This window comes from Eubacteriaceae bacterium ES3, from assembly GCA_030586155.1.
Lineage (GTDB): Bacteria > Bacillota > Clostridia > Eubacteriales > Eubacteriaceae > Acetobacterium.
The window spans coordinates 1,692,761-1,714,139 of sequence record CP130741.1 but is presented as its reverse complement, the minus strand read 5'-3'; the positions used below and the strand labels follow the sequence as shown (position 1 = coordinate 1,714,139).

The window sequence follows — 21,379 nt, the reverse complement described above, 5'->3', positions numbered from 1 at the left end:
GGGACCAAAATGGGTACTTTAAGTGTAAATTCCTGGTTCATAGTTGTGACTATTGGATTATTATTAGGTAGTGCAATTGCATTTATTATAACATACTCTCGCATTTCAGCGCTTGAGAAAAAAAACAGTCAACTTAAAATTTGGGGTGACCTGATCAATCAGACTAATGAATATGTCTTGCTTACCAATGATGAAGGAATTATTTTAAAAGTTAATTCTGCATTTTTAGAGCTGCTAAGTAAGCCTATGGAGCGAGTTGTTGGTAAAAGTGTTCTTCATTTTCAGATTGACTTCGAATTTCATGAACATCGACAACAAATGTTACGAAGTTTTGCAGAAAATGGATTTTACGAGTTTTCACTCAATCTTTTCTTAAAAAATGAAGTGATGGTTCCTCTGCTGGTAAAAATCACAATTTATCGAGATCAAGATAAGACGTATTATGGAATTTCCGCTGTCAGTACAAAAACTATCTCGGAAAAAGAAGCAATTATTTGCGAAAAAAATGATGAACTTTTTGAAATTCAGCATTTGGCGAATATCGGTTATTGGGAAATGCACTACCATACAAAAAAAATCTATTGGTCAAAGGAACTCTATAGTTTGCTGGGTTATGACGAAAAAGAAGTAGAACCCAATCTGGACTTCATTCATTTTATGGCTCATCAAGATGATCAAAGCCGCGTTTGGAAAGCCTTTCTAAATGCTTTTCAGGCACAGGAAAAGGTTGATATTCACTATCGGTTAAAAAACCACCGTGGCGTGACAATGGAGATCTTTTTAAGAATACGACATTTCTTTTCAGAGACTAATGAACATATACGGACAATTGGGATGATTCAGGATATTAGTGAACAAATTGAGTTAAAAGAAGAACTTGATTTACAACAAGTTTATACTGAAGCAATACTAAGTAACAGTCATTTACTTTTTATATCTTTCACGAATCGTTTTGTAATAGTTTCTGTTAACAAATTAATTTCTGAATTAAGTGGTATAAGTGAAGAAGAACTTGTTGGAGATTCATTGATGAGTGCTTTTGGTAATTTAAGTCGAAGTCATCGAAAACAGATAAATGAGAACCTTGACTTTAAAGGTCCATTGCCATTAAAGGACAAAAACGGAAAAATTCATTATATTCAATGGGATCATTCTACAATTAATCTAAAAGATGGACAAATCCTAAATCTTCTACTTGGACTTGATGTTACCGAAACTATCGATCAGCGAAAAGCTTTGGAGGAAGCGCTTCTTAATGATAATATTACAGGATTACCAAATCGCCGAAAATTAAACGGACTGCTAACTAATTACTTTAAAAAAAATGGATGTCGAAATGATAAACCACTGACATTAATTACATTTGTTGTGTCAGGAATCGAAGAAATTGCAGATGCAGGTGGTCAATTACTGGTTGATAAAATAATGAAAGAATCCATGAAGGAATTAAATAAAAAAATTGGGAAGTATGGATTATTAGCAAAACAAACTTCAACCCAGTTTGCTTTCTTTTTCCCTGATGATAACAAGGAGAAAATCTCAGAAATTTGCCAGGCAATAAAGGTTGGTTTTAATACTCAATTTTATATTAAGCGTTATGATGTAAAATTAAGTCCTTTTGTGGGGATTGCTCAGTTTCCCACTCACACCTCTAATCCTGAAGATCTGGTGCGCTATGCCGGGATTGCAATGCATAAAGCGCAAAGAGAGAATATAAGTATATTGTATTTTTCGGATATAATGTTGGGAGATTTTGCAACTGAGGATAAAGGGGTCGCTAAACTGTTAACTTAGTTTTATTATAAAGGAGGCTTATATGCCGTATAAATGTGTTATTTTTGATTTTGACGGGACTCTAGCTGATACTGAAGAGAAAGCATTCGAAATATATAATCGTTTGGCTCGTAAATACAACTACAGTCAAGTTACAATGGAAGAATTGCAACATATCAAAAATTTGCATATTAAAGAAATTTTGGAAATTGTAGATATACCATTGCATCATTTTCCAAAAGTAATTAAAGAAGGTCAAAAAATGCTTAGACTGGAATCTTCTGAAATTCATGCTTTCAATACAGATATTCATGATTTTTTCATTGAGTTGAATAAACAGGTTGAATTTTGCGGAATTTTAACATCAAACATAAAAAAAACCGTCAATCACTTTTTGAAAAAATATTACCTGGAAGATGAAATAAAATTTGTTAAATGTTCTGCCTTAATGTCTAAAGCTGAAAAAATTCGAAAAGTTATGAGATGGTCGCGAATAAAACCGGAAGAAATGTTATATGTCGGCGACGAAACACGTGATATTGAAGCCTGTCAGAAGGTTGGCGTAGATGTTGCTGCTGTAGAATGGGGATATAATAGTCCCAGTGCTCTAAAACAATGCAATCCTACCTATATGATAGATGATTTGTGGAATTTAATAGAAATTGTCAAAAAAAAGCAGTCAAGTTACGAAACTGTTAAGTTTGCTAATCCTGGAACGAATATATTTGAGGAAAAATTATCAGAAATATAAAAATTGTAGTTAAGAATGGGTTGTGTAGCGAATAGACTTAATACTTACTTGTAAAAAAATTGTATTGATTTGATTAAAGGCTTCAATAAAAAGCTTATAAAAGGTATAATAGACAGCAATTGATTTGAAATTTAACAGTAACTATTGAAAGGAAATTAATGGAGAAATTGACATCACCAAAGGTGATTAAATCAGTCTTAAATAAATATGATCTGCATTTCAATAAACGCTATGGTCAAAATTTTTTAATTGATGATAACATTGTTAAAAAAATTGCTGACACTGGTGATATAGGACCGGATGATCTTATAATTGAAATAGGACCTGGGATTGGAACTTTAACAGCAGTATTATGCGAAAAGGCAAATAAAGTCTATAGTGTAGAGATCGATAAGAAGTTAATCCCGGTTCTTTCCGAAACGCTAAATGAATATAATAATGTTGAAATTATTCAAAACGATATCCTGAAAACCGATATCAAGTCATTAATAGAAAAAGATACTTACAACAATTTAAAAGTTGTAGCAAATTTACCCTATTATATTACAACACCAATTATTATGGGATTTCTGGAAATGGATCTAGCAATTGAAAAAATGGTGTTTCTCATACAAAAAGAAGTAGGAGAAAGGCTATGTGCAGTGCCTGGCACTAAAGCCTATGGATCTTTGAGTATTGCCGCTCAATTTTACGCGGATGTCAAAATTGAATTTTTAGTACCGGCAAATGTTTTTATGCCTAAACCAAAGGTTGATTCCATTGTTGTTTCAATGAAAAAGAAAAAATCACCTGATCTAATAGTCGATAATAAGGAAACATTTTTCAAAATAGTAAAGGCTGGTTTTATTAATCGCAGAAAGACACTGATAAACAGCTTAACGACTAATACTTCTTTTTCTAAAGAACAGGTAGTTGAAGCACTTGAACATTGTGGGATTGCTTTAAATGTCCGTGGTGAAGCTTTAACAGGTCAGGAATTTGCATTATTGTCAAATTATTTTAATATTCTGGACGGTTTGAGGAGATAGAAATGATTGAAGTACAAGATTTAACTTTGAAATATTTAAATGGTAATGGTGTATTCGACCTAAATTTTTTAGTAAAAAAAGGTGAAGTTGTTGGCTTAATCGGCCCCGAAACTGCTGGTAAAACAACAATAATCAGACTTCTTATGGGATTTCACAGAAGCAGTAGGGGGCAAGCATTAATCAATGGAATGAACACATTTTTAAAAGCCTCTGCTATCAAAAAAAATCTTGGTTACATACCTGAAGATCCCGCTTTTTTCGAAGGTATGAGAGTTAAATCATACCTTGATTTCATGAGCAGGCTCCGGCGAACAAATTCAGCTGAAGTTAAACAAAGCCGCAATGAATTATCAGAAATTTTCAATTTGGATCAATCTGCCAGGATTGACAGAATGGGAAGTGAAGACAAGCAAAAGCTATCGATTGTTGCAGCCTTTATGCATGATCCTGAAATCTATATTTTTGACGAACCATTTAAACATTTAAATCCAGCCCTTGAAAGCAAACTGGCAAATCTAATTATAGAGGAAAAGAAAAAGGGAAAAACCTTTTTCTTAACATCTCAAATGTTTTCAGAAGTTGAACGAGTTGCTGATCGGGTAGCGCTGCTGCGGTCGGGCCGTCTTCTGGAACTTGATGATGTAATTACATTAAAAGCTAAAGAGATTAAATCTTATCGGGTGAAATTTTCTAAATCGCCGAATCTTGATCAGTTTAAAAAATTTGGGTTTGGATACAAGCGTATCGATGCAAAAGATTTTGAAATCTTCGCCCCAGGAAATAGAATTGATGCTTTGATTAAAGTTTTATCCCATGAAAATGTATTGATTTTTAATTCAAATGAGCAAACCCTGGAAGAATCATTCCAGAATTTTTATTCGCGGAAAGTTGAGGAAATTTAATGAGTTTACCGCTTTTTATCAAAAATTTTAAAGATCATTTTCTTTTTTTATTACTTTTTGCATTCCTGATGAATATCTACTTAGCTGTTCTGATTTATATGTACGATCCAGCAGGAATGGGCGCCTTTAATGATATGGTTTCGTTATTGCCAAATCGATTAGTAACTCTATTTGCGTTGTCTACAATTGACAGCAGTATGACCGGATTTTTGGGAGGTCTTTTTTATGGTTTACCCATTTATGTCTTTCCAATGATTTATTGTATAGTGATGGGAAATCGTTTAGTTACGAAGTATGTATATGATGGTTCTTTTGCCTGTTTCTTATCAACTCCTAACAGTCGTATAAAAATTATTACTACGCAGGCTATTTATCTTTTACTATCGATTGGTTTGCTGTTCTTAAGTATCCATATTACAGGAATTCAATTAAGTGAGCAGATGTATTCTGGTGTGCTGAATACAGATATTTTTGCCCAAATGAATATTGGGGCATTTTTTATGACCGCGGCAATTGCGATGATTAATTTCTTTTTTGGAAGTATTTTTAGTGATACCAGGATGACGATGATTTTTTCGGCAGGATTTCCGGTTATATTTTTTATGCTGACTTTTTTAAGCGGCCTTTCAGAACGCTTTGTCTCACTAAAAAACTTTTCGATTTATAGTATTTACAATGGACCTGCCATCGGTGTGGGTCAAGCTGATATATCGGCAATGATTACTTTTTTTGCTGGTGCCATTGTTTTGTCGCTAGCACTTAGCCTGGGTGTTTTTTTCATGAAACGACTACCAATTTAGTTTATTCAATAGTGTTATGAAGAATGCCTATTGATTCAATTTCAGCTTCAATCTGATCTCCGCGCTTTAAAAATTGTGGAGGATTCATAGCAAATCCGACTCCAGCAGGTGTTCCTGTTAAAATAATGTCCCCCGGTAAAAGCGTGACACCTTGGGATAAATTATTAATAATTGTCGGAATATCAAATATCATCTGACTGGTGTTGGAAAATTGTCGGCATTCTCCATTTACCCGACTGGTAATATCAAGTTTAATAGGAAATGGAAGAGCTGACTTATGGATAATAGCTGGTCCCAGAGGACAAAATGTATCAAGACTTTTTCCTTTATACCATTGAGAATGTTTTTTTTGTAAATCTCTTGCAGTTATATCATTAGCAATTGTGTAGCCAAAAATATATTCTTCAGCAAGTGAGATTGGAATATTAGAACCTTCTTTTCCGATTATGACAGCTAGCTCAACTTCGTAATCAATTTGTTTAGTTACATTGGGATGTGATAAAACTACAGTATCTGGACCTGTTACAGTTGTTGGCAATTTAGAAAAGTAAATAGGGTTTTCAGGAAGATCGACTAAAGTGGGTATATTTTTAATTTCTCTGGCATGTTCGGCGTAGTTTTTTCCAAGACAAAATATGTTTCTCGAAGGTCTAGGAATAGGTGCTAACAACCGAATCTGACTGATTGAAATGCCAGGAACTGACGGATCATCCTTAATACTTTTTAACCTGGTTATCAATTCATCGCTAGCAATAGATATAAAATCAGACATTTTCTCTGGCATATTGATATTTAAATATTTTCCTATTGTTTTAAAGGGAATTACCTTCGAATCATCAGAATTTAAAATACCACCTTCATTAAATTGTTTAAATTGATAAGTTATAAATTTCATTTTTCTGAAACTCCTTTTTGATAATCATATCATGATTATCTTTCTTTTCCAACACATGTCTTTACAAAATAATATCTGATATTAACTGTATCTTACAATGAAAGATTGTTGACAAAACAGCAGTTTTAAATTATTATTACAATAATATTATATGCATGCTTGAGGGTGTGGCGTATGGGTATGAATTAAACATGATGAGGAAATGACCTTAAACTATGTATGCCGCTAACTAAGCGGCTAGTTTTTTGCCCGATAATGAAAATAGGAGGAAGTCCATGTTAAAAGGTAGACATTTGATTGAACCTGGGGATTTTGAAATAAATGAAATTGAATCAATTATGCAGCTGGCTGATAAAATAATTGCAAATCCAGAAAATTATTCTATGATTTGTAAAGGGAAATTATTGGCCAGCCTTTTTTATGAGCCATCTACACGTACCCGTTTCAGTTTTGAAGCGGCAATGCTTAGACTTGGTGGTCAGCTGATTGGATTTGACGATCCTAATAATTCTTCTGTTTCAAAGGGAGAAAGTCTGGGGGATACAATCAGAACAATTGAATGCTATGCAGATATTGCTGTGATTAGACATCCTCGCGAAGGAACTGCAAAACTTGTATCAAAATATGCAAATGAAATGCCAATTATTAATGCCGGTGATGGTGGCCATGAGCACCCAACTCAAACACTAACAGATATTTTAACTATCAGAAACTTCAAAGGATCTTGTAACAATCATGTAGTTGGTGTTTGTGGTGACCTTTTGTTTGGCAGAACAATCCATTCTTTAGTAAAAACTCTAAATCGATATGAAAATATTCATTTTGTCTTTATTTCACCTAAAGAACTAAAAATGCCTGAACATATTCTAAACCATTTAAATCCAGATTGTTATGAAGAAACTGATAATCTGGATGAAGTGATTGGAGAACTGGATATTTTATATATGTCTCGCGTACAGCGAGAACGGTTTGTCAATGAAGAAGAATACCTGCGCCTGAAAAATTATTATATTTTAGATAATAAAAAAATGAAAAAAGCAAAAGATGATATGATTGTCATGCATCCCTTACCAAGAGTTAATGAAATAGCCCAGGAAGTTGATGAAGATAAACGATCAGTTTATTTTAAACAGGCAAAGATGGGAATGTATGTGCGTATGGCACTGATCGCAAAACTACTTGGAATGGAGGAAGAAAATGATTAATGTATCAAAACTAAAAAAAGGTATAATTATTGATCATATTGAGGCAGGTCACGGTTTTGAGATCTTCAAAGCACTTTATTTAAATGATATTGATGATGTCGTTGTCTTACTAAAAAAAATACCCAGCAAAAAGATGGGTCAAAAAGATCTGATTAAAATTGAAACTGATATGGAAATCAATATGAATGTTTTGGGTCTTATTGATCCAAATGTAACTATCAATTTTGTCAAAGATGGTGAAATGGTCAAAAAAATCAAACTTTCTTTACCAAAAGTTGTAAAAGGAATCATGACTTGCAAAAATCCCCGTTGCATTACCCAATATGAGGAGATTAAAGATATCAGATTTTATCTGGTTAATGATGAAAAAAGACAGTATCGTTGTGAATATTGCGATGCATATACGACTTTCATTGAAACAGACTGATATCAGCTTATGAGAAAAGGAGAAATTGATGAGAACTTTAATCACAAATATTGAGATAATTGATGCTGATGGCAGCAGGCCAGGAAAAGTATTGATTGAAGATCAGCGTATTAAAAAAGTTTATAAAGAAAAGGGTATGGTAAAATCAAAATACGATTGTGAGATCGATGGTTGCGGCTATGCCTTAATGCCTGGATTTATTGATATGCATTGTCATTTGAGAGAGCCTGGTTATGAGTATAAAGAGACTCTGGAAACTGGTATGAAAGCAGCATTAAAAGGTGGGTTCACTTCTCTAGTTGCAATGGCAAACACTAAACCGATTATGGATAATGCTGAAGCTATCAAAAACAACCTGAATAAAGCTGAAACATTAAATCTCTGCCAACTGATACAGGTATCTGCACTGACAAAATCTTTTGGTGACAACGAACTTGTTGACATTGAAAATATTCGCCCTTTAACCCCAGTATTCTCAAATGATGGTGTCTCTGTTTTCTCAAAGGAGCGTATGGTTGAAGGGTTAAAAGCATCGCTGGATAACAACTTTATTTTACTTACTCATTGCCAGCCAGAAACTGAATTGGTAGCCCGTGACCTAAAGTTGCTGGAAGAATATGGCGGTCGTTTACATGTCTGTCATATTAGTAAAAAGGATACCCTCAATCTTATTCGTACAGGAAAAGAGAAAGGTCTGAATATCAGCTGTGAGGTAACGCCCCATCACCTATTTGCTTCAGGAATGGATTATAAAGTGAACCCTTCATTTAGAACTTATCCCGATCGCCGAGCTTTAATAGAAGGAATTAAAGAGGGGATTGTTGATATGTGTGGAACTGATCATGCGCCTCATTCAGCAGAAGATAAATTAAAGGGAGCTCCGGGAATTGACAACTTTGAAATTGCATTTTCCATGTACTATACAGTTTTTAAACAAAACAATATTTCGATCGAAAAACTAAGTGAAATGCTTAGCCTTGCACCTGCAAAAAGACTTGGACTAAAAGCTGGACTCATTAAAGACAATTATCCTGCTGACCTGGTTTTAGTTGATTTAAATTGGAGTGGTAAGATAGATCCTAAAGAGTTTGTTTCAAAAAGTCATAATAATCCATTCGGAAATGAAACGCTTAACGGAATAATTAAAATGACAATCGCGAAGGGGGAAATAAAATATGATAATGGATCGTTTGTATAATGAAGCTATAAAAAGAGGACCTATCTGCGTAGGCCTAGATTCCACTGTAAAATTTCTACCAAAATATTTAGTGGAACAGGACCTTACTGATGGCGAAAAGATCTTATTATTCAATAAAAACATTATTGATGCAACATCTGATCTTGCTGCCTGTTACAAGGTGCAAATCGCCTGCTATGAAGCTCTTGGCCTTGATGGACTTAAAGCATACAGTGAGACTGTAAAATATGCTAGAAACAAAGGTAACATTGTTATTGGCGATGTTAAACGAGGTGATATTTCTTCTACAGGGGAACAATACGCTAAGGGACATTTTACCGGTGATTTTGAAGTAGATATCATGACTATTAACGCCTATATGGGAGAAGACGCTGTTTCACCATATTACCCATATCTAAAAGAAAAGGGTCTTTTCGTTTTGCAGAGAACCTCTAATCCGTCTGCTGCCGACTTGCAAAATAGAGATTCTGAAGGCAAAACGATATACGAAGTAATTGGTGAAAAAATCGAAAAATGGGGGGAATCTTTTAGAGGTGAATCTGGATTTTCTTCAATCGGTGCAGTTGTGGGTTTAACGTGTCCTGAAGAATTTGAACAAATTCAAAAGCTTTCACCACATACCTATTTTCTAGTGCCTGGTTATGGTGCACAAGGTGGAACCGGTGAAGATATTGCAAAAATTCTGAAAAAATCATCCTGTGCAGTTGTTAATTCTTCGCGTGGTTTAATTACTGCCCACCAAAAGGTTGGTTGTGAAGGGGAACTTTTTGCTGATCATGTTCGGAATGCGACCCTTGCCATGAAGGAGGACATCCTTAAATGGCTATAATACTTGAAAATGTAATGATGCAACCCGGTATCATGAAAATGACCCTTGAGTATCAGGAAAATAACGTCTTGCCTGGGCAATTTTTTATGTTAAGAGCTTGGGATAAAGACCCTTTATTATCAAGACCAATTAGTGTTTTTGATTTTGAACCGGGGAAATTGGTATTTCTATATCAGGTTGTCGGTAAAGGAACTCAGATATTTCAAAAATTAAATGTTGGGGATTCTGTAGAAATTCAGGGACCTTATGGAAATGGATTTCCGGAAATTGACAATAATTTGGTAATTGTTGGTGGTGGAATTGGTGTAGCACCCTTATTTTATCTGGCTAAAAATTTTAAAATTAAAAACCCGACTAAACAATGTCGTGCATATTTGGGTTTTCGCGACATTCCTTATACTGTTAATCTGTTTGAATCAATTTGTGATGAGATAACCGTAAATGTTGGTGGAATTATTACTGATGATGTAAAAATTTCTGAAAGTGATACTGTCATGACATGTGGCCCAGAAATTATGATGAAAGCCCTTTCAAATATCATACCTGCCACAACTCCGGTTTATGTCTCATTAGAAGCTCACATGGCTTGTGGTATCGGTGCGTGTCTTGGTTGTACTTGTCAGACGAAAAGCGGGAATAAAAAAGTGTGTAAAGACGGTCCTGTTTTTTTACGAGAGGAGGTTTTTGATGTCTAATCCTTTGGTGACGAAATTTAATGAAATTGAATTTAAAAATCCGGTTGTTCCAGCATCTGGAACTTTTGGTTTTGGCAGAGAATACGAAACCTTTTATGATTTGGACAAACTCGGTGGCTTATGCACAAAAGGGCTTACGCTTGAGCCCCGACCAGGCAATAAAGGTATGCGTTTATGGGAAACCCCGGCAGGACTGATGAATAGTATTGGTCTGGAAAATCCAGGAATTGATTCTTTTATCAGCAATGAATGGCCTCATTTAAAAGCTCTTGATACTGTAACAATTGTTAATGTAGGGGGAAAAGATGAAACCAGCTATCTTGACGCGGTCGAAAAACTTAATGATTTAGATGTACAACTGATCGAGCTCAATATTTCCTGCCCAAATGTCAAAGCTGGTGGCATGGCCTATGGTATTAAAGCATCAATGGCTGAAGACATTACAAAAAAGGTTGTTTCAATTTCTAAACATCCGATCATGGTTAAACTTTCACCTAATGGAGAATCTATAACAGAAATTGCCAAAGCCTGTGAAGCTGCTGGTGCTTCTGGACTGTCCTTAATTAATACAGTTCAGGGTATGGCCATTGATTATCAAAAGAAACAACCTGTGTTCGATAATTTATATGCCGGTTTGTCAGGACCGGCAGTTAAACCTATAGCCTTAAGAATGACTCACCAGGTTTGTCAGGCTGTAAATATACCGATCATGGCTATGGGGGGAATATCTGACTGGCGAGACGCCTTAGAGTTTATAATGGTTGGTGCAACCTGTATACAAATTGGAACAATTAATTTTAACAATCCCAATGTGGCTATTTCAATTATTGATGGTCTAGAAAAATATTGTAAAGACGAAAAACTGGATAATATATCTAGCATTCGTGGCATTATATAATTTATAAAAATTACAGAAAAGAGGATTATAATGAGTCAAGATATTTTAGAAATTTTAAAAGAAACCGATGCTTTTTTAGAAGGACACTTTCTTTTGTCATCCGGAAAGCACAGTGATCAGTATGTACAATGTGCAAAAGTATTGAGATTTCCTAATCAGGCAGAAAAAGTTTTAAAACCAGTTGTTGAACAACTTAAAGATCTCCAGATTGATAAAGTGGTAGGTCCGGCTATGGGCGGTGTTGTTGTATCCTATGAGATTGGACGACAACTTGGTAAAGAGTCTATTTTTACTGAACGAAAAGATGGAAAAATGGAGCTTAGACGCGGTTTTGAAATTAAACCAGGTGAAAAGGTAATTATTACTGAAGATGTAGTTACTACCGGAAAATCTACCATTGAAACAAAAAAGGTTCTGGAATCTTTAGGAGCTGAGGTTTTGGGCGTTGCTTGCATCGCTGATCGGCGAGCCCAGGGAGTCGAGATCGATATGCCAATCTATTCTGCGATCAAACTGGAAATAACTGCCTGGGAACCAGATGAATGCCCGGTTTGTAAAGAAAATAAAATACCTGTTGTAAAACCAGGTTCAAGGGGTAATGCCTAAAAAATAATACGCATTTCTACAAATACAAATAAATGCGTTTATTTGTTCGATAATTTCGAACACTTTAATAAAATTCAGGAGGTAAAAATGAAAACAAAAAAAATTATTGCTTTAATCAGCAAGGATTTTGAAGATCTGGAATTATGGTATCCTGTTCTTCGCCTGCGTGAAGAAGGGGCAGTGGTTCATGTGGTCGGTGATGAAGCCGGAAAAACATATATTGGAAAATATGGCGTACCATGTGTATCTGATTATTCATTTACAGATATAAATCCTGAAGATTATGATGGTATATTGGTTCCAGGAGGATGGGCTCCTGATGCACTACGTCGTTTGCCTGAAGTCATTAATTTAGTTAAAAATATGAATGAAAGGAAACGGGCTATTGGTCAAATTTGCCATGCAGGTTGGGTTCTAATCTCTGCTGATATCCTTAATGGTAAAAATGTTACCAGCACTCCGGGTATTAAAGATGATATGACAAATGCCGGAGCAACCTGGCATGATGTTCCTTCAATTATTGATGGTCACATTGTTTCTAGTCGTCGGCCACCAGATTTACCAGAATATATGAGAGATTATATTAAGGTATTGAGCGAACAATAAGAATTCCCCCTGAAACATTAAGTGTTTCAGGGGGGGTTTTTAAATTGTTCCATCAAGACTTGACAAAATTTCATATAATTCTGGTCTTCGATCTCTAAAAAGTCCCCATTCAAGACGCTGTTCTACCAACTTGTCCAGATCAAAATCAACAGTAATAACGGTTTGAGTACTTCGATCGGCTTCCTTAATTATTTCGCCTGTCGTTCCGGCAATAAAAGAAGATCCATAGAATGTAATTGTTGAATTTTCAATTGTTTCTTCACCGATCCGATTAGAAGCAATAACAGGAACCAGATTACATGCAGCATGTCCAATCATGCATCGTTGCCAGTGATCTTTTGAATCGATTTCTGGACTTTCCGGTTCCGAACCAATCGCCGTCGGATAGAATAAAAGTTCTGCACCCATTAAAACCATTGCTCTGGCTGCTTCTGGAAACCACTGATCCCAGCAGATTCCAACGCCAATTTTCGCATATTTTGTCTCAAATACTTTAAAACCTGTATCTCCAGGCGAAAAATAGTATTTTTCTTCATAGCCAGGTCCGTCGGGAATATGACTTTTACGGTAGGTGTCGGAAATGCTCCCATCAGCATCTATTACAACGATTGAATTAAATAAGGCATTATTTTTTCGTTCATAAAAACTGATTGGCAAAACAACTGAAAGCTCTCTGGCAATTGTTTTAAAATGATTGATTGCGATGTTACTTTCAACTGTTGAAGCAATCTGATAATAATTCGGGTTTTCTTTTTGACAGAAATAAAGAGTCTCAAATAATTCCTGTAATAAAATTATTTGAGCACCTTGAGCTGCAGCCTCTCTAACTATTGATTCTGCTGTTTTTATATTTGTGTGTAAGTCACTTGTGCAACGCATTTGAGTTGCAGCAATTTTTACATGCCTCATAGTTTTCCTTTCTTATTTTCCGGAAGGAATCTGTTGAGTTATACAATGTACGTTTCCGCCTTCTTTAATAAGCGGCATACCATCTACTGAAACAACTTGATATCCAGGAAAAGCTTCTTTTAGAATTGAAATTGCATTTTCATCCGATTTTCTTGCATCATCACCAAAAACAGGTAAAATAATCCCATAATTAACGATATAAAAATTCAGATAACTAAGTGGTAGAAGTGTCTTTTTATAAACACGGGCTGGTGGTTGTTCGATGTGAATTACTTCAGGTGAACGTCCTGAGGCATCACGAGTATTTTCTAAAATATCCAGATTTTCCATCGTACGACCATGATTGATATCCCCTGAATTTGAGCATGTTTGGGTCAGAATTGTCCCTGGTTTTGAGAAACAGGCTACATTATCGATATGTCCATCCGTCTCATCACCATATAGACCACGTTTTAACCAGATAATTTGTGATACACCCAGCTGATTTTTTAGTTCTCGTTCAATTAAGCTCTTGGAAAAAAGAGGATTACGGTTTTTATTTAATAAACATTCTTCAGTAGTCAGAAGCGTACCTTCTCCATCAACATGAATTGATCCTCCTTCGAGAACTAATGGAGAGTCAATGCAGGGAATATCATAGCTTTTTAAAATTTTAGGTGCAACTTCATTATCCAAATCAAATGGTTTATATTTTTCGCCCCAAGCATTAAACTTCCAATTGATTCCCTTGCGCTCACCATTTTTATTGATTACTATAGTTGGACCATTATCTCGGCACCAGCCGTCATTATGAGAAATAATAACATAGTCAATATGGCTGCCACATCGGGATTTTGCATCTTTGAAAGCATCGTGATTTACAATGAGCGTAACTGGTTCAAATTCTGAAATTGCTAAAATTGTTTGAGTATAACCATCCAGTACTTCTTCAAAATTCGCAGGGAATACTAATGACTCTTTCACCGGCCATTCGATAAGTGTGCGTTCATGATGAGCCCATTCCGGTGGCATATAATACGAAGCATTCTGTTTCATATTGTTTCCTTTACAGTGTTTTTATATAAAAATTATAGCATAAAAAGAAATCTAGTGGGGAAAAATAGTTAAACAAGTTTTCTTATTTTTTAAGGCTTAAAAACAATTCAACTAACCGGCCGTCTAATTCTTTTCCTGCATATTTTTGAAAATTCGCGGCTACTTTTCGTGAGTCCATATTAAATACATTCATTTCAGTACAATACATTAAAACGATTAATAAAATCCGAGATAACAGGGGAATTTCATCGCCTTCAAGATTATTGGGATATCCAGAACCATCTATATGTTCATGTATGCAAAGTATTTCATCAGCAATTGATGACAGTTTGGGTAATTGTCGTGCGATTCGATAGCCCGCCTCTGGATGTGTTCGAAAGACTTTCCAGTCCTCATCAGTAATTGTATCTGTTGTTTTGTTAATGAGCTCATCTGGTAATGTAATTTTTCCAATATTATAATAGGTTGCCAGTAATGACAGCTTCTTCAATTGGTGTTGCGATAATCCCGCTGCTGTACCCAATAGATTTAGATTTTTAAGTAGATAAGGAAACTTTTCAAAATCCGAGGGAATCTTCTTTTTTAAACGAACAGAAAGCTCTTCTAATATTTCTTCTTTTATTCTGCTGCTTTCAGAAATTTTTTCATGATACATTCTATCTTCAGCTCGTTTAATTACATTGTCAATACTCTTATCTGTTTCCCGATAACAGGCCAGACCGATTGATACACTGACATTTATGAGGAAATCGACGTACCGATCCAAATCTGCCTTAATGCCTTTAATTAGTTCTCTGGCATAATTTGCATTATTGCGGACTAATATTAAAAACTCATCACCACCCCAGCGAACTGGATAATCTGTGTCACTACAATGATGTTTAAGCGTATCACCTACAATTCTTAAAAGTTGGTCGCCTTCCTTATGACCAAATGCATCATTAGTCAATTTAAGGGCATTAACGTCGATCATAATAATGCAATAATATTCTTTCGATGATTGTTCTAAATCAACAAGTATACCTTCAAGATAGTTTCTATTTTGTAGCTGTGTGACAGGATCTGTTTGTAGCAGATAAATAATTTCTTCGCTCTTTTTTTTATCTTCTGTTATATCTAAAAGACTGGCTATCCAGCGAGAGGGGATATCAGCAGCATCAAACTCTACTGTTTTTCCACGAACCAAAATCCAGGCAAACTGTCCGTCTGCTTTTTTCACACGCACTTCAGCATTAAAGCCTGAGCTATTATCTTTAAGATAAGTATCTATTTTTGCTCTAAAGTCAACCATGTCAGCTTTATTTATAAAGCTGCAAGCCTGATCATATGTAAGCTGATTGGATTCAAAGTGATAACCCATATGAACTAGAAAATTATTGCTAACAATAACAGTACCAGTTTTTCTGAAATAATCCAAGTAACCATCACTAGTCGCATCCAATAACAAATGCAGTCGTTCATCATTTTCGATTAATTTATCAAAATCCTGGTTTAACATTTCCAACATTCTATTTAGACCTCTTGTTAAAAAGGTAATTTCATCATTGCCAGTTGGATTGATCCGTAAAGTCAAATTATTCTCACTTATTACCTTATCTAGAAATTTTGCAAGTTTCAAAATTCTAGAAATCACAATTCGGTTTAAAGAATAATATGAAGCAAATATGATAATAATAAAAATTAAAGTGATAGATAAAGAAACCATTAATAATGTTTGTATCGCATTTATATAAGAGATTCGAGTGTTTGTAGCTATAAAATAAATGGTTTCACCTGTCAATACATCTTCTAAGTAAGTAGTCGTAATCAGTTGCCTATTTTCCCGAATACTTGATTCATACTGAAGCTCACTAATGGAATTGTCTGTTATAACGTCCGTTGAATAAAAGTAATCCATATCGATTTCAAGAAGTTCTTCGATATTTGATAAAAATTCATTTCCTAGCTGCTGGACCAAAATCAGATACCCATTAGCTGGTTCATTGCCGGTCGAATCAGTAATCCCGCTGGCAGAAATCAAATATAGATCACCATCAACAACTGTGATTCCAGTATGAAGATCAACATTATCAACATCAGTTAAATATGCTTTCATTAAGGCTTCATTATTAATTAAGGGGGTAATTAAATCTAATTGACTCTCACTTGAATAGTCCACATGTTTTACTGTATAGTTCTTTGTAAGAAAAACCATAGAAGATAAATTATAATTTTCGAGAGTTCCAGACCCTAAGTTAATATCAATATAAGACTCATATTCACCGTTCATAAACTGATACGAGTCATCCCAGTTTGTCCAGTCTACTAGAATAGCTTCTATCATAGCCATTCTGGATGACAGAATTGAATTGGCATTTTTAATATTTTTAGTGATGTCAATTTCTTCTTCCTGATGGATATATGAGATTGATATCATTGAAACAGCAAATGTAGCTACAATCGTTCCAATAATGAGACTGATAAAAAGATATATTAAAATTCTTGCTCTTATTTTCAATCGAAGACCCCATTTTTATAATTTATAAGCCTTAGCAGTAATTCAAAAAAAGTCCTTTATTAATTCATACCCAGAAATTAATAAAAACTTCAAATAATCCATTTATATTCATATAAATTACTAATTATATTGATCATCAACTACTTAAGCAAAAGCAAGGCATAGTATTTAACAAATTCTCCGCGCTCAGATAAAGTTTTTAAATTCTCACCATTGTTTCTGACAGTTTCAAAAACATCGATTCCTGAACCTTCCATAGAAGGTCGTCTATTTTTAGTATTTGAACAAGGTTTAAACAAATCGCATTCTGGACAAATTGAACATGGACCAGCCCAAAAGGAAAATGCCTTATGATAGCCTTTTTTAAATGCTAAAGCCTCAGCTTTTAGAACTTTCCTCTGAAATTCACCGGTACCTGGCGCACCTTTTAAAAGAAAGGCAATGGAATACGAATCAAGTAAATTTCTTGTTTCTTCAAGAGGCATATGGTTTCTTTCACAATGTTTGAGTTCAGCTGATGAACATCCAAAAGTACATTTGTTTTTAGCAAACTCTGTTGTTACAACTGTATCAGGATTAATTTTAATTACGTCTTCAAAGCCAATTTCTAGAAGCGGATACTTTAATTGCTGAATAATTGAAAGCTTGAGTTTAGATAATGGCTCCATGTTTTTAGCTGCAAAATATATTGCTGTATCTGATTCCAACGGAACAAGTTTAAGTGATGTCATTTGATAATTTGAAAGTATTCCATTTAGTCTAGCTGCGGATCTAACCGGCAAAGCTTCCTGCAAGAGCTGATTTATCGAATTTAAAGCTGATTTTAAAGGTTTATGCTCTCTAAAGTAATCATGAACCATTAGAATTCCATCCTGTGTTAAACTTTTGCAATAATCACTTATACTTTCAGGGGATAAATCAGTAAGCGTTATAAAAATAAGTTTAAATTTATTGTTCTGTTTTGTTAGAGAATTTAATGAGACGACTTTTCCAGACACAGTACTGTCAATCATAGTTGGATCATAACAAGGATCTTTAACTGTTACTTTTGATTGTGGAAATTTTTGAAGGAAAGCAGAAATTATGGGAGCAGTATGATTTCCAATAATCAGGATAGCCCCTTCAAAATCCTCAAAGAATTCTGTACAGCTATTGGAAATATGCTGATTGATTATCTTACAATGTTGATTTTGAATATTTGATTCAACGATGCTTTCTTTCTGATTAGACAAGAGTCTGTTCTTAAACTTCTTCCAATTATTTAGGTTCGTTCTTTGAATGGCCTCTAAACCTCCGACAAAATCGATACTTTCTGGCAGTAAATATTGTTTAGATAATAAAGAATTTGAATAATTACCTTGCCACTCGAAAAGAAAACCCATTTGCTTTAATACAATTAAGAATTCAGCAAGAATTTCACTTTTAATATTTACTTTATAACTAAGCATTTCTAGTTCTACACCATCATCCCCAAATTGATCAATTATTTCAAAAATATTAAGGGCAATCGAGGTATTCAAAATTTCTGAAAGCATAGAGGCATTTGCTATATCGCTTAAATAATTAAAACCGTCAGTATGAGGATCATAGTCGCTTAAATTATAGTCTGTTGGGATCATTGTTTTTCCTCTTTTTCTTAGATTAATGGCTATATTATAACCATCAATTGAAAAGAAATCAAAGAAAATGATAGTTTTGAGGTTCAAAACAAAGATGAAATTTGTATCTTACTAATTTTTTTACTAATGTTAAATATTTATTGACAGCAGTCGAAATAAACGTTAATATAGTATCAATAAATATTTAAAGGATATTGGTGCCTTTTAAAGGAGAATAGGGAATCAGGTGTAAATCCTGAACGAACCCATCACTGTAATTTGCTTTGTCTTTATAAATGTCACTGGCAACGGGAAGACTTAAGGACAGATAAGCATCAGTCAGGAGACCTGCCAATATTTTAATAATTCGAAATGACGGTAAAGTTTCGGCTATCTTTTGTGATAGCCGAAACTTTTTTTATTTCTGCAAAATCACTTAGACAGATGTTTATCTTTATAACAATTGAATGTTTTTATGTAGAAAAATAGATTTGTCACAAACTCACGAAAGAAGATAATCAATGATACAAACAGATATACAAGTTCGGATTAATGAATTAGTCTTTCCGGATGAAAACAAACCAGCACTGAAAAATATTAAATTGGACATTAGTCAGGGTGAAATGATTGCAATTACAGGAAGTGCAGCATCGGGGAAAACGCTGCTATTACATACAATTACTTCAGCTGCACCAAAATTCTTTCCATGTAAAATCGACGGTTGGGTGAAAATTAAAGGTCAGGATATTAATGAATTGGAATTAAATGAAATGTCAGATTTTGTAGGCTATATGATGCAGGAACCGCAACATCAAATGCTTAATCGACATATTGAAGACGAGCTTTCATTTGGAGTTTCAAATATGAACCTGGATCCATATGAAATTAAAAATCGGATTGCAGCGATTGTTGATTTTTTAAATATGCAAAATTTTACCCATCGTACAACTGATTCACTTTCTGGAGGACAGGCCCAAAAAGTTGTACTTGGTAGTGTTTTGGCGATGAGAACTCCCATCTTATTACTGGATCAACCAACTGCTGAGCTTGATCCAAAAACCAGCAGTGAACTATACAGCTATTTAAGAAAGCTAAATCAGGAAAATAATTTAACGATTATTATCGTTATGGATCGTTCAGATGAAATACTTCATGGTGTTGATAGAGTAATAGTGATGGAAGAAGGCACAATTATTGATGATTTGTCTCCAGGACAATATAAGAATAAATATACTATAAAAAAAACAAACAACAAAAAACCCTTAGCTATAGACACCGGTACAGAATTAATCTCCTTAAAACAAGTATCACATATTTATAAAAGTGGTATTGTTGGCTGTGATTCTATCGATTTTTCTTTGAAAAAAGGCGAATTTACAGCAATAATTGGCCAAAATGGATCTGGTAAATCTACAATGCTAAAGTTAATTGAAGGATTATTAAAACCAAGCAATGGTCAAGTTGAATTATTCGGACAGAAAATTACTAAAAAAAATATTGGGCCACTAAGAAGGCGAATAGGTTTTTTGTTTCAGAATCCAGACGATCAGATTTTTTTAAGTTCTGTTAGAGATGAAATTGGATATATTCTTAAATCCAGTACACTTAGTGATGCAGAAAGACAATTGAAAATTAATGACATCATAGAATTTATCGGTTTAAAGGGATTAGAAGATGTTCACCCACAAAGACTTAGTCGTGGACAGAGACAGCTATTGGCATTGGGATCTGTGATAGTAGGAGATCCTGAGTTAATTATTGCAGATGAACCCACTTCAGGTTTAAGTGAAGCTCAAGGTCAAGTTATTATGGATAAACTTTCAGAACTTTCCAGTAAACAAATTTCAATTCTCCTTGTTACGCATAATCTGGTAGAGGCTCAAAATTATTCCAATCGGATTGTGATGATGCATAATCATCGATTAGTTTTCGATTGTGAAGCAGAAAATTTAATGAATTATGAAAAAGAATTGATTGAGTATGAAATTTTAAGAGGAGTTCTATAAAAATGATGGATTTAAAAAACTGGGATTCAGGTTTGAAATTTGTCCTTTGCTTGCTGACAATCTTAATTGGTCTTATATCCCAAAATATATATTTAAATACACTACTTATAATAGTCATCCTATTTATGGAACTTGTTTCTGAACGTTCCTTGAAAGCATTTAAAACGCTGGCCATTCTGATATTAATTGTTGCTAGTCAGGTATTAGTTATAAATATTTTCTTTGGTCGATCTGGTCAGATTATTTATACATTTGGGATATTAAGAATTTACAGTGGCTTTTTAATGACTACGTTACAGGGAACACTAAAAATATCAATCATTTCCTTATCAGCTTTTCAATTTGCTATACACACAGAGTCAATGGATATGGCACAAACCCTTATTCAATGGAAAATACCATATCGATATGCAATGCTGGTACCAATGATTGACCGCTTCTTACCAGTAATGATTAACGAATATAAATCAATCAGTAATAGCCAATCCGCGAGGGGAGTACCAAATGATATAGTGTTAGAAAAAATAAAAAATTTACCATCTTCGATTTTACCACTCATCTACAGGGCACTGCGTATTTCATCTGATGCGGCTCTATCAGCAGAACTTCGTGGATATGGACGTTACCAAACTCGAAGTTGCACTCAAGAAAGAGTACTCGATATTTCAGTTGATTACGGTGATAAATAAAATGATTGGTATTTAGGTTTTGTTTGTCAAAA

Annotated in this window: 20 protein-coding genes and 1 riboswitch; of the genes, 15 read left to right on the top strand and 5 right to left on the bottom strand. The window is 34.4% G+C overall.

The genetic code is table 11. The annotated features are described in order from the left end of the window. Positions 1-9 precede the first annotated feature (9 nt). From Q5O24_07785 to Q5O24_07765, 5 genes are all read left to right on the top strand, one after another. Positions 10-1,794, top strand: a complete 1,785-nt coding sequence (locus tag Q5O24_07785; GenBank protein WKY46293.1) for a PAS domain S-box protein — start codon at positions 10-12, stop codon at positions 1,792-1,794. A 22-nt stretch (positions 1,795-1,816) separates the two neighbouring features. Continuing rightward, a complete protein-coding gene (locus Q5O24_07780; protein ID WKY46292.1) occupies positions 1,817-2,524 on the top strand; it encodes an HAD hydrolase-like protein in 708 nt (235 codons plus the stop codon). A 158-nt stretch (positions 2,525-2,682) separates the two neighbouring features. After that, the gene (gene rsmA / locus Q5O24_07775; GenBank protein WKY46291.1) at positions 2,683-3,552 is read left to right on the top strand and encodes a 16S rRNA (adenine(1518)-N(6)/adenine(1519)-N(6))-dimethyltransferase RsmA; all 870 of its coding nucleotides are present in this window, start codon (positions 2,683-2,685) and stop codon (positions 3,550-3,552) included. Between the two features lie 2 nt (positions 3,553-3,554). After that, complete coding sequence (locus Q5O24_07770) at positions 3,555-4,454, top strand: ABC transporter ATP-binding protein (protein WKY46290.1); 900 nt, start codon at positions 3,555-3,557, stop codon at positions 4,452-4,454. After that, positions 4,454-5,254, top strand: coding sequence for a hypothetical protein (locus Q5O24_07765; protein ID WKY46289.1), 801 nt, complete (start codon positions 4,454-4,456; stop codon positions 5,252-5,254). Before Q5O24_07770 ends, Q5O24_07765 begins: the two co-directional genes overlap by 1 nt. Before the next feature lies 1 nt (position 5,255). Here the strand turns inward: Q5O24_07765 and Q5O24_07760 are convergent, their stop codons facing one another. Beyond that, positions 5,256-6,149, bottom strand: coding sequence for a fumarylacetoacetate hydrolase family protein (locus Q5O24_07760; protein WKY46288.1), 894 nt, complete (start codon positions 6,147-6,149; stop codon positions 5,256-5,258). 275 nt (positions 6,150-6,424) lie between these two features. Between Q5O24_07760 and pyrB the strand changes: the two genes are divergently transcribed. The 8 genes from pyrB (at position 6,425) to Q5O24_07720 (ending at position 12,613) form a co-directional block, all read left to right on the top strand. Then, a complete protein-coding gene (gene pyrB, locus Q5O24_07755) occupies positions 6,425-7,354 on the top strand; it encodes an aspartate carbamoyltransferase (protein WKY46287.1) in 930 nt (309 codons plus the stop codon). Continuing rightward, positions 7,347-7,781: an aspartate carbamoyltransferase regulatory subunit gene (locus Q5O24_07750; GenBank protein ID WKY46286.1), complete on the top strand. Its 435-nt coding sequence runs from the start codon at positions 7,347-7,349 to the stop codon at positions 7,779-7,781. The genes pyrB and Q5O24_07750 overlap by 8 nt, the downstream gene beginning before the upstream one ends. A 91-nt stretch (positions 7,782-7,872) precedes the next feature. Next, entirely contained in the window at positions 7,873-8,979 is a 1,107-nt protein-coding gene (locus Q5O24_07745; protein WKY46285.1) for a dihydroorotase, read from the top strand. Then, entirely contained in the window at positions 8,957-9,808 is an 852-nt protein-coding gene (pyrF, locus tag Q5O24_07740) for an orotidine-5'-phosphate decarboxylase (protein WKY46284.1), read from the top strand. The genes Q5O24_07745 and pyrF overlap by 23 nt, the downstream gene beginning before the upstream one ends. After that, entirely contained in the window at positions 9,799-10,503 is a 705-nt protein-coding gene (locus tag Q5O24_07735) for a dihydroorotate dehydrogenase electron transfer subunit (protein ID WKY46283.1), read from the top strand. The genes pyrF and Q5O24_07735 overlap by 10 nt, the downstream gene beginning before the upstream one ends. After that, entirely contained in the window at positions 10,496-11,401 is a 906-nt protein-coding gene (locus tag Q5O24_07730) for a dihydroorotate dehydrogenase (protein ID WKY46282.1), read from the top strand. Before Q5O24_07735 ends, Q5O24_07730 begins: the two co-directional genes overlap by 8 nt. A 30-nt stretch (positions 11,402-11,431) precedes the next feature. Next, complete coding sequence (gene pyrE, locus Q5O24_07725) at positions 11,432-12,007, top strand: orotate phosphoribosyltransferase (GenBank protein WKY46281.1); 576 nt, start codon at positions 11,432-11,434, stop codon at positions 12,005-12,007. 87 nt (positions 12,008-12,094) lie between these two features. Further along, the gene (locus Q5O24_07720; GenBank protein WKY46280.1) at positions 12,095-12,613 is read left to right on the top strand and encodes a type 1 glutamine amidotransferase domain-containing protein; all 519 of its coding nucleotides are present in this window, start codon (positions 12,095-12,097) and stop codon (positions 12,611-12,613) included. Between the two features lie 39 nt (positions 12,614-12,652). On the opposite strand, the gene aguB is transcribed toward Q5O24_07720, so the two are convergent. The 4 genes from aguB to Q5O24_07700 form a co-directional block, all read right to left on the bottom strand. After that, complete coding sequence (aguB, locus tag Q5O24_07715; protein ID WKY46279.1) at positions 12,653-13,522, bottom strand: N-carbamoylputrescine amidase; 870 nt, start codon at positions 13,520-13,522, stop codon at positions 12,653-12,655. 12 nt (positions 13,523-13,534) lie between these two features. After that, positions 13,535-14,557 carry an agmatine deiminase family protein gene (locus Q5O24_07710; protein WKY46278.1) on the bottom strand — a complete coding sequence of 341 codons (1,023 nt, stop codon included), beginning with the start codon at positions 14,555-14,557 and terminating at the stop codon, positions 13,535-13,537. Between the two features lie 82 nt (positions 14,558-14,639). Beyond that, on the bottom strand, positions 14,640-17,054 hold the full coding sequence (locus Q5O24_07705; GenBank protein WKY46277.1) for a diguanylate cyclase: 2,415 nt from the start codon (positions 17,052-17,054) through the stop codon (positions 14,640-14,642). A gap of 140 nt (positions 17,055-17,194) precedes the next feature. Then, positions 17,195-18,760 (bottom strand): DUF2284 domain-containing protein, encoded by a 1,566-nt coding sequence (locus Q5O24_07700; protein WKY49185.1) that lies wholly within the window; start codon positions 18,758-18,760, stop codon positions 17,195-17,197. 91 nt (positions 18,761-18,851) lie between these two features. Beyond that, a riboswitch (cobalamin riboswitch) is annotated at positions 18,852-19,023 on the top strand. Positions 19,024-19,173: 150 nt separating this feature from the next. Here Q5O24_07700 and Q5O24_07695 point away from each other — a divergent pair. Together Q5O24_07695 and Q5O24_07690 are read left to right on the top strand one after the other, a co-directional pair. Continuing rightward, positions 19,174-20,658: an ATP-binding cassette domain-containing protein gene (locus Q5O24_07695; protein WKY49184.1), complete on the top strand. Its 1,485-nt coding sequence runs from the start codon at positions 19,174-19,176 to the stop codon at positions 20,656-20,658. Positions 20,659-20,660: 2 nt separating this feature from the next. Then, on the top strand, positions 20,661-21,347 hold the full coding sequence (locus Q5O24_07690; GenBank protein ID WKY49183.1) for an energy-coupling factor transporter transmembrane component T: 687 nt from the start codon (positions 20,661-20,663) through the stop codon (positions 21,345-21,347). The last annotated feature ends 32 nt before the right edge of the window (positions 21,348-21,379 follow it).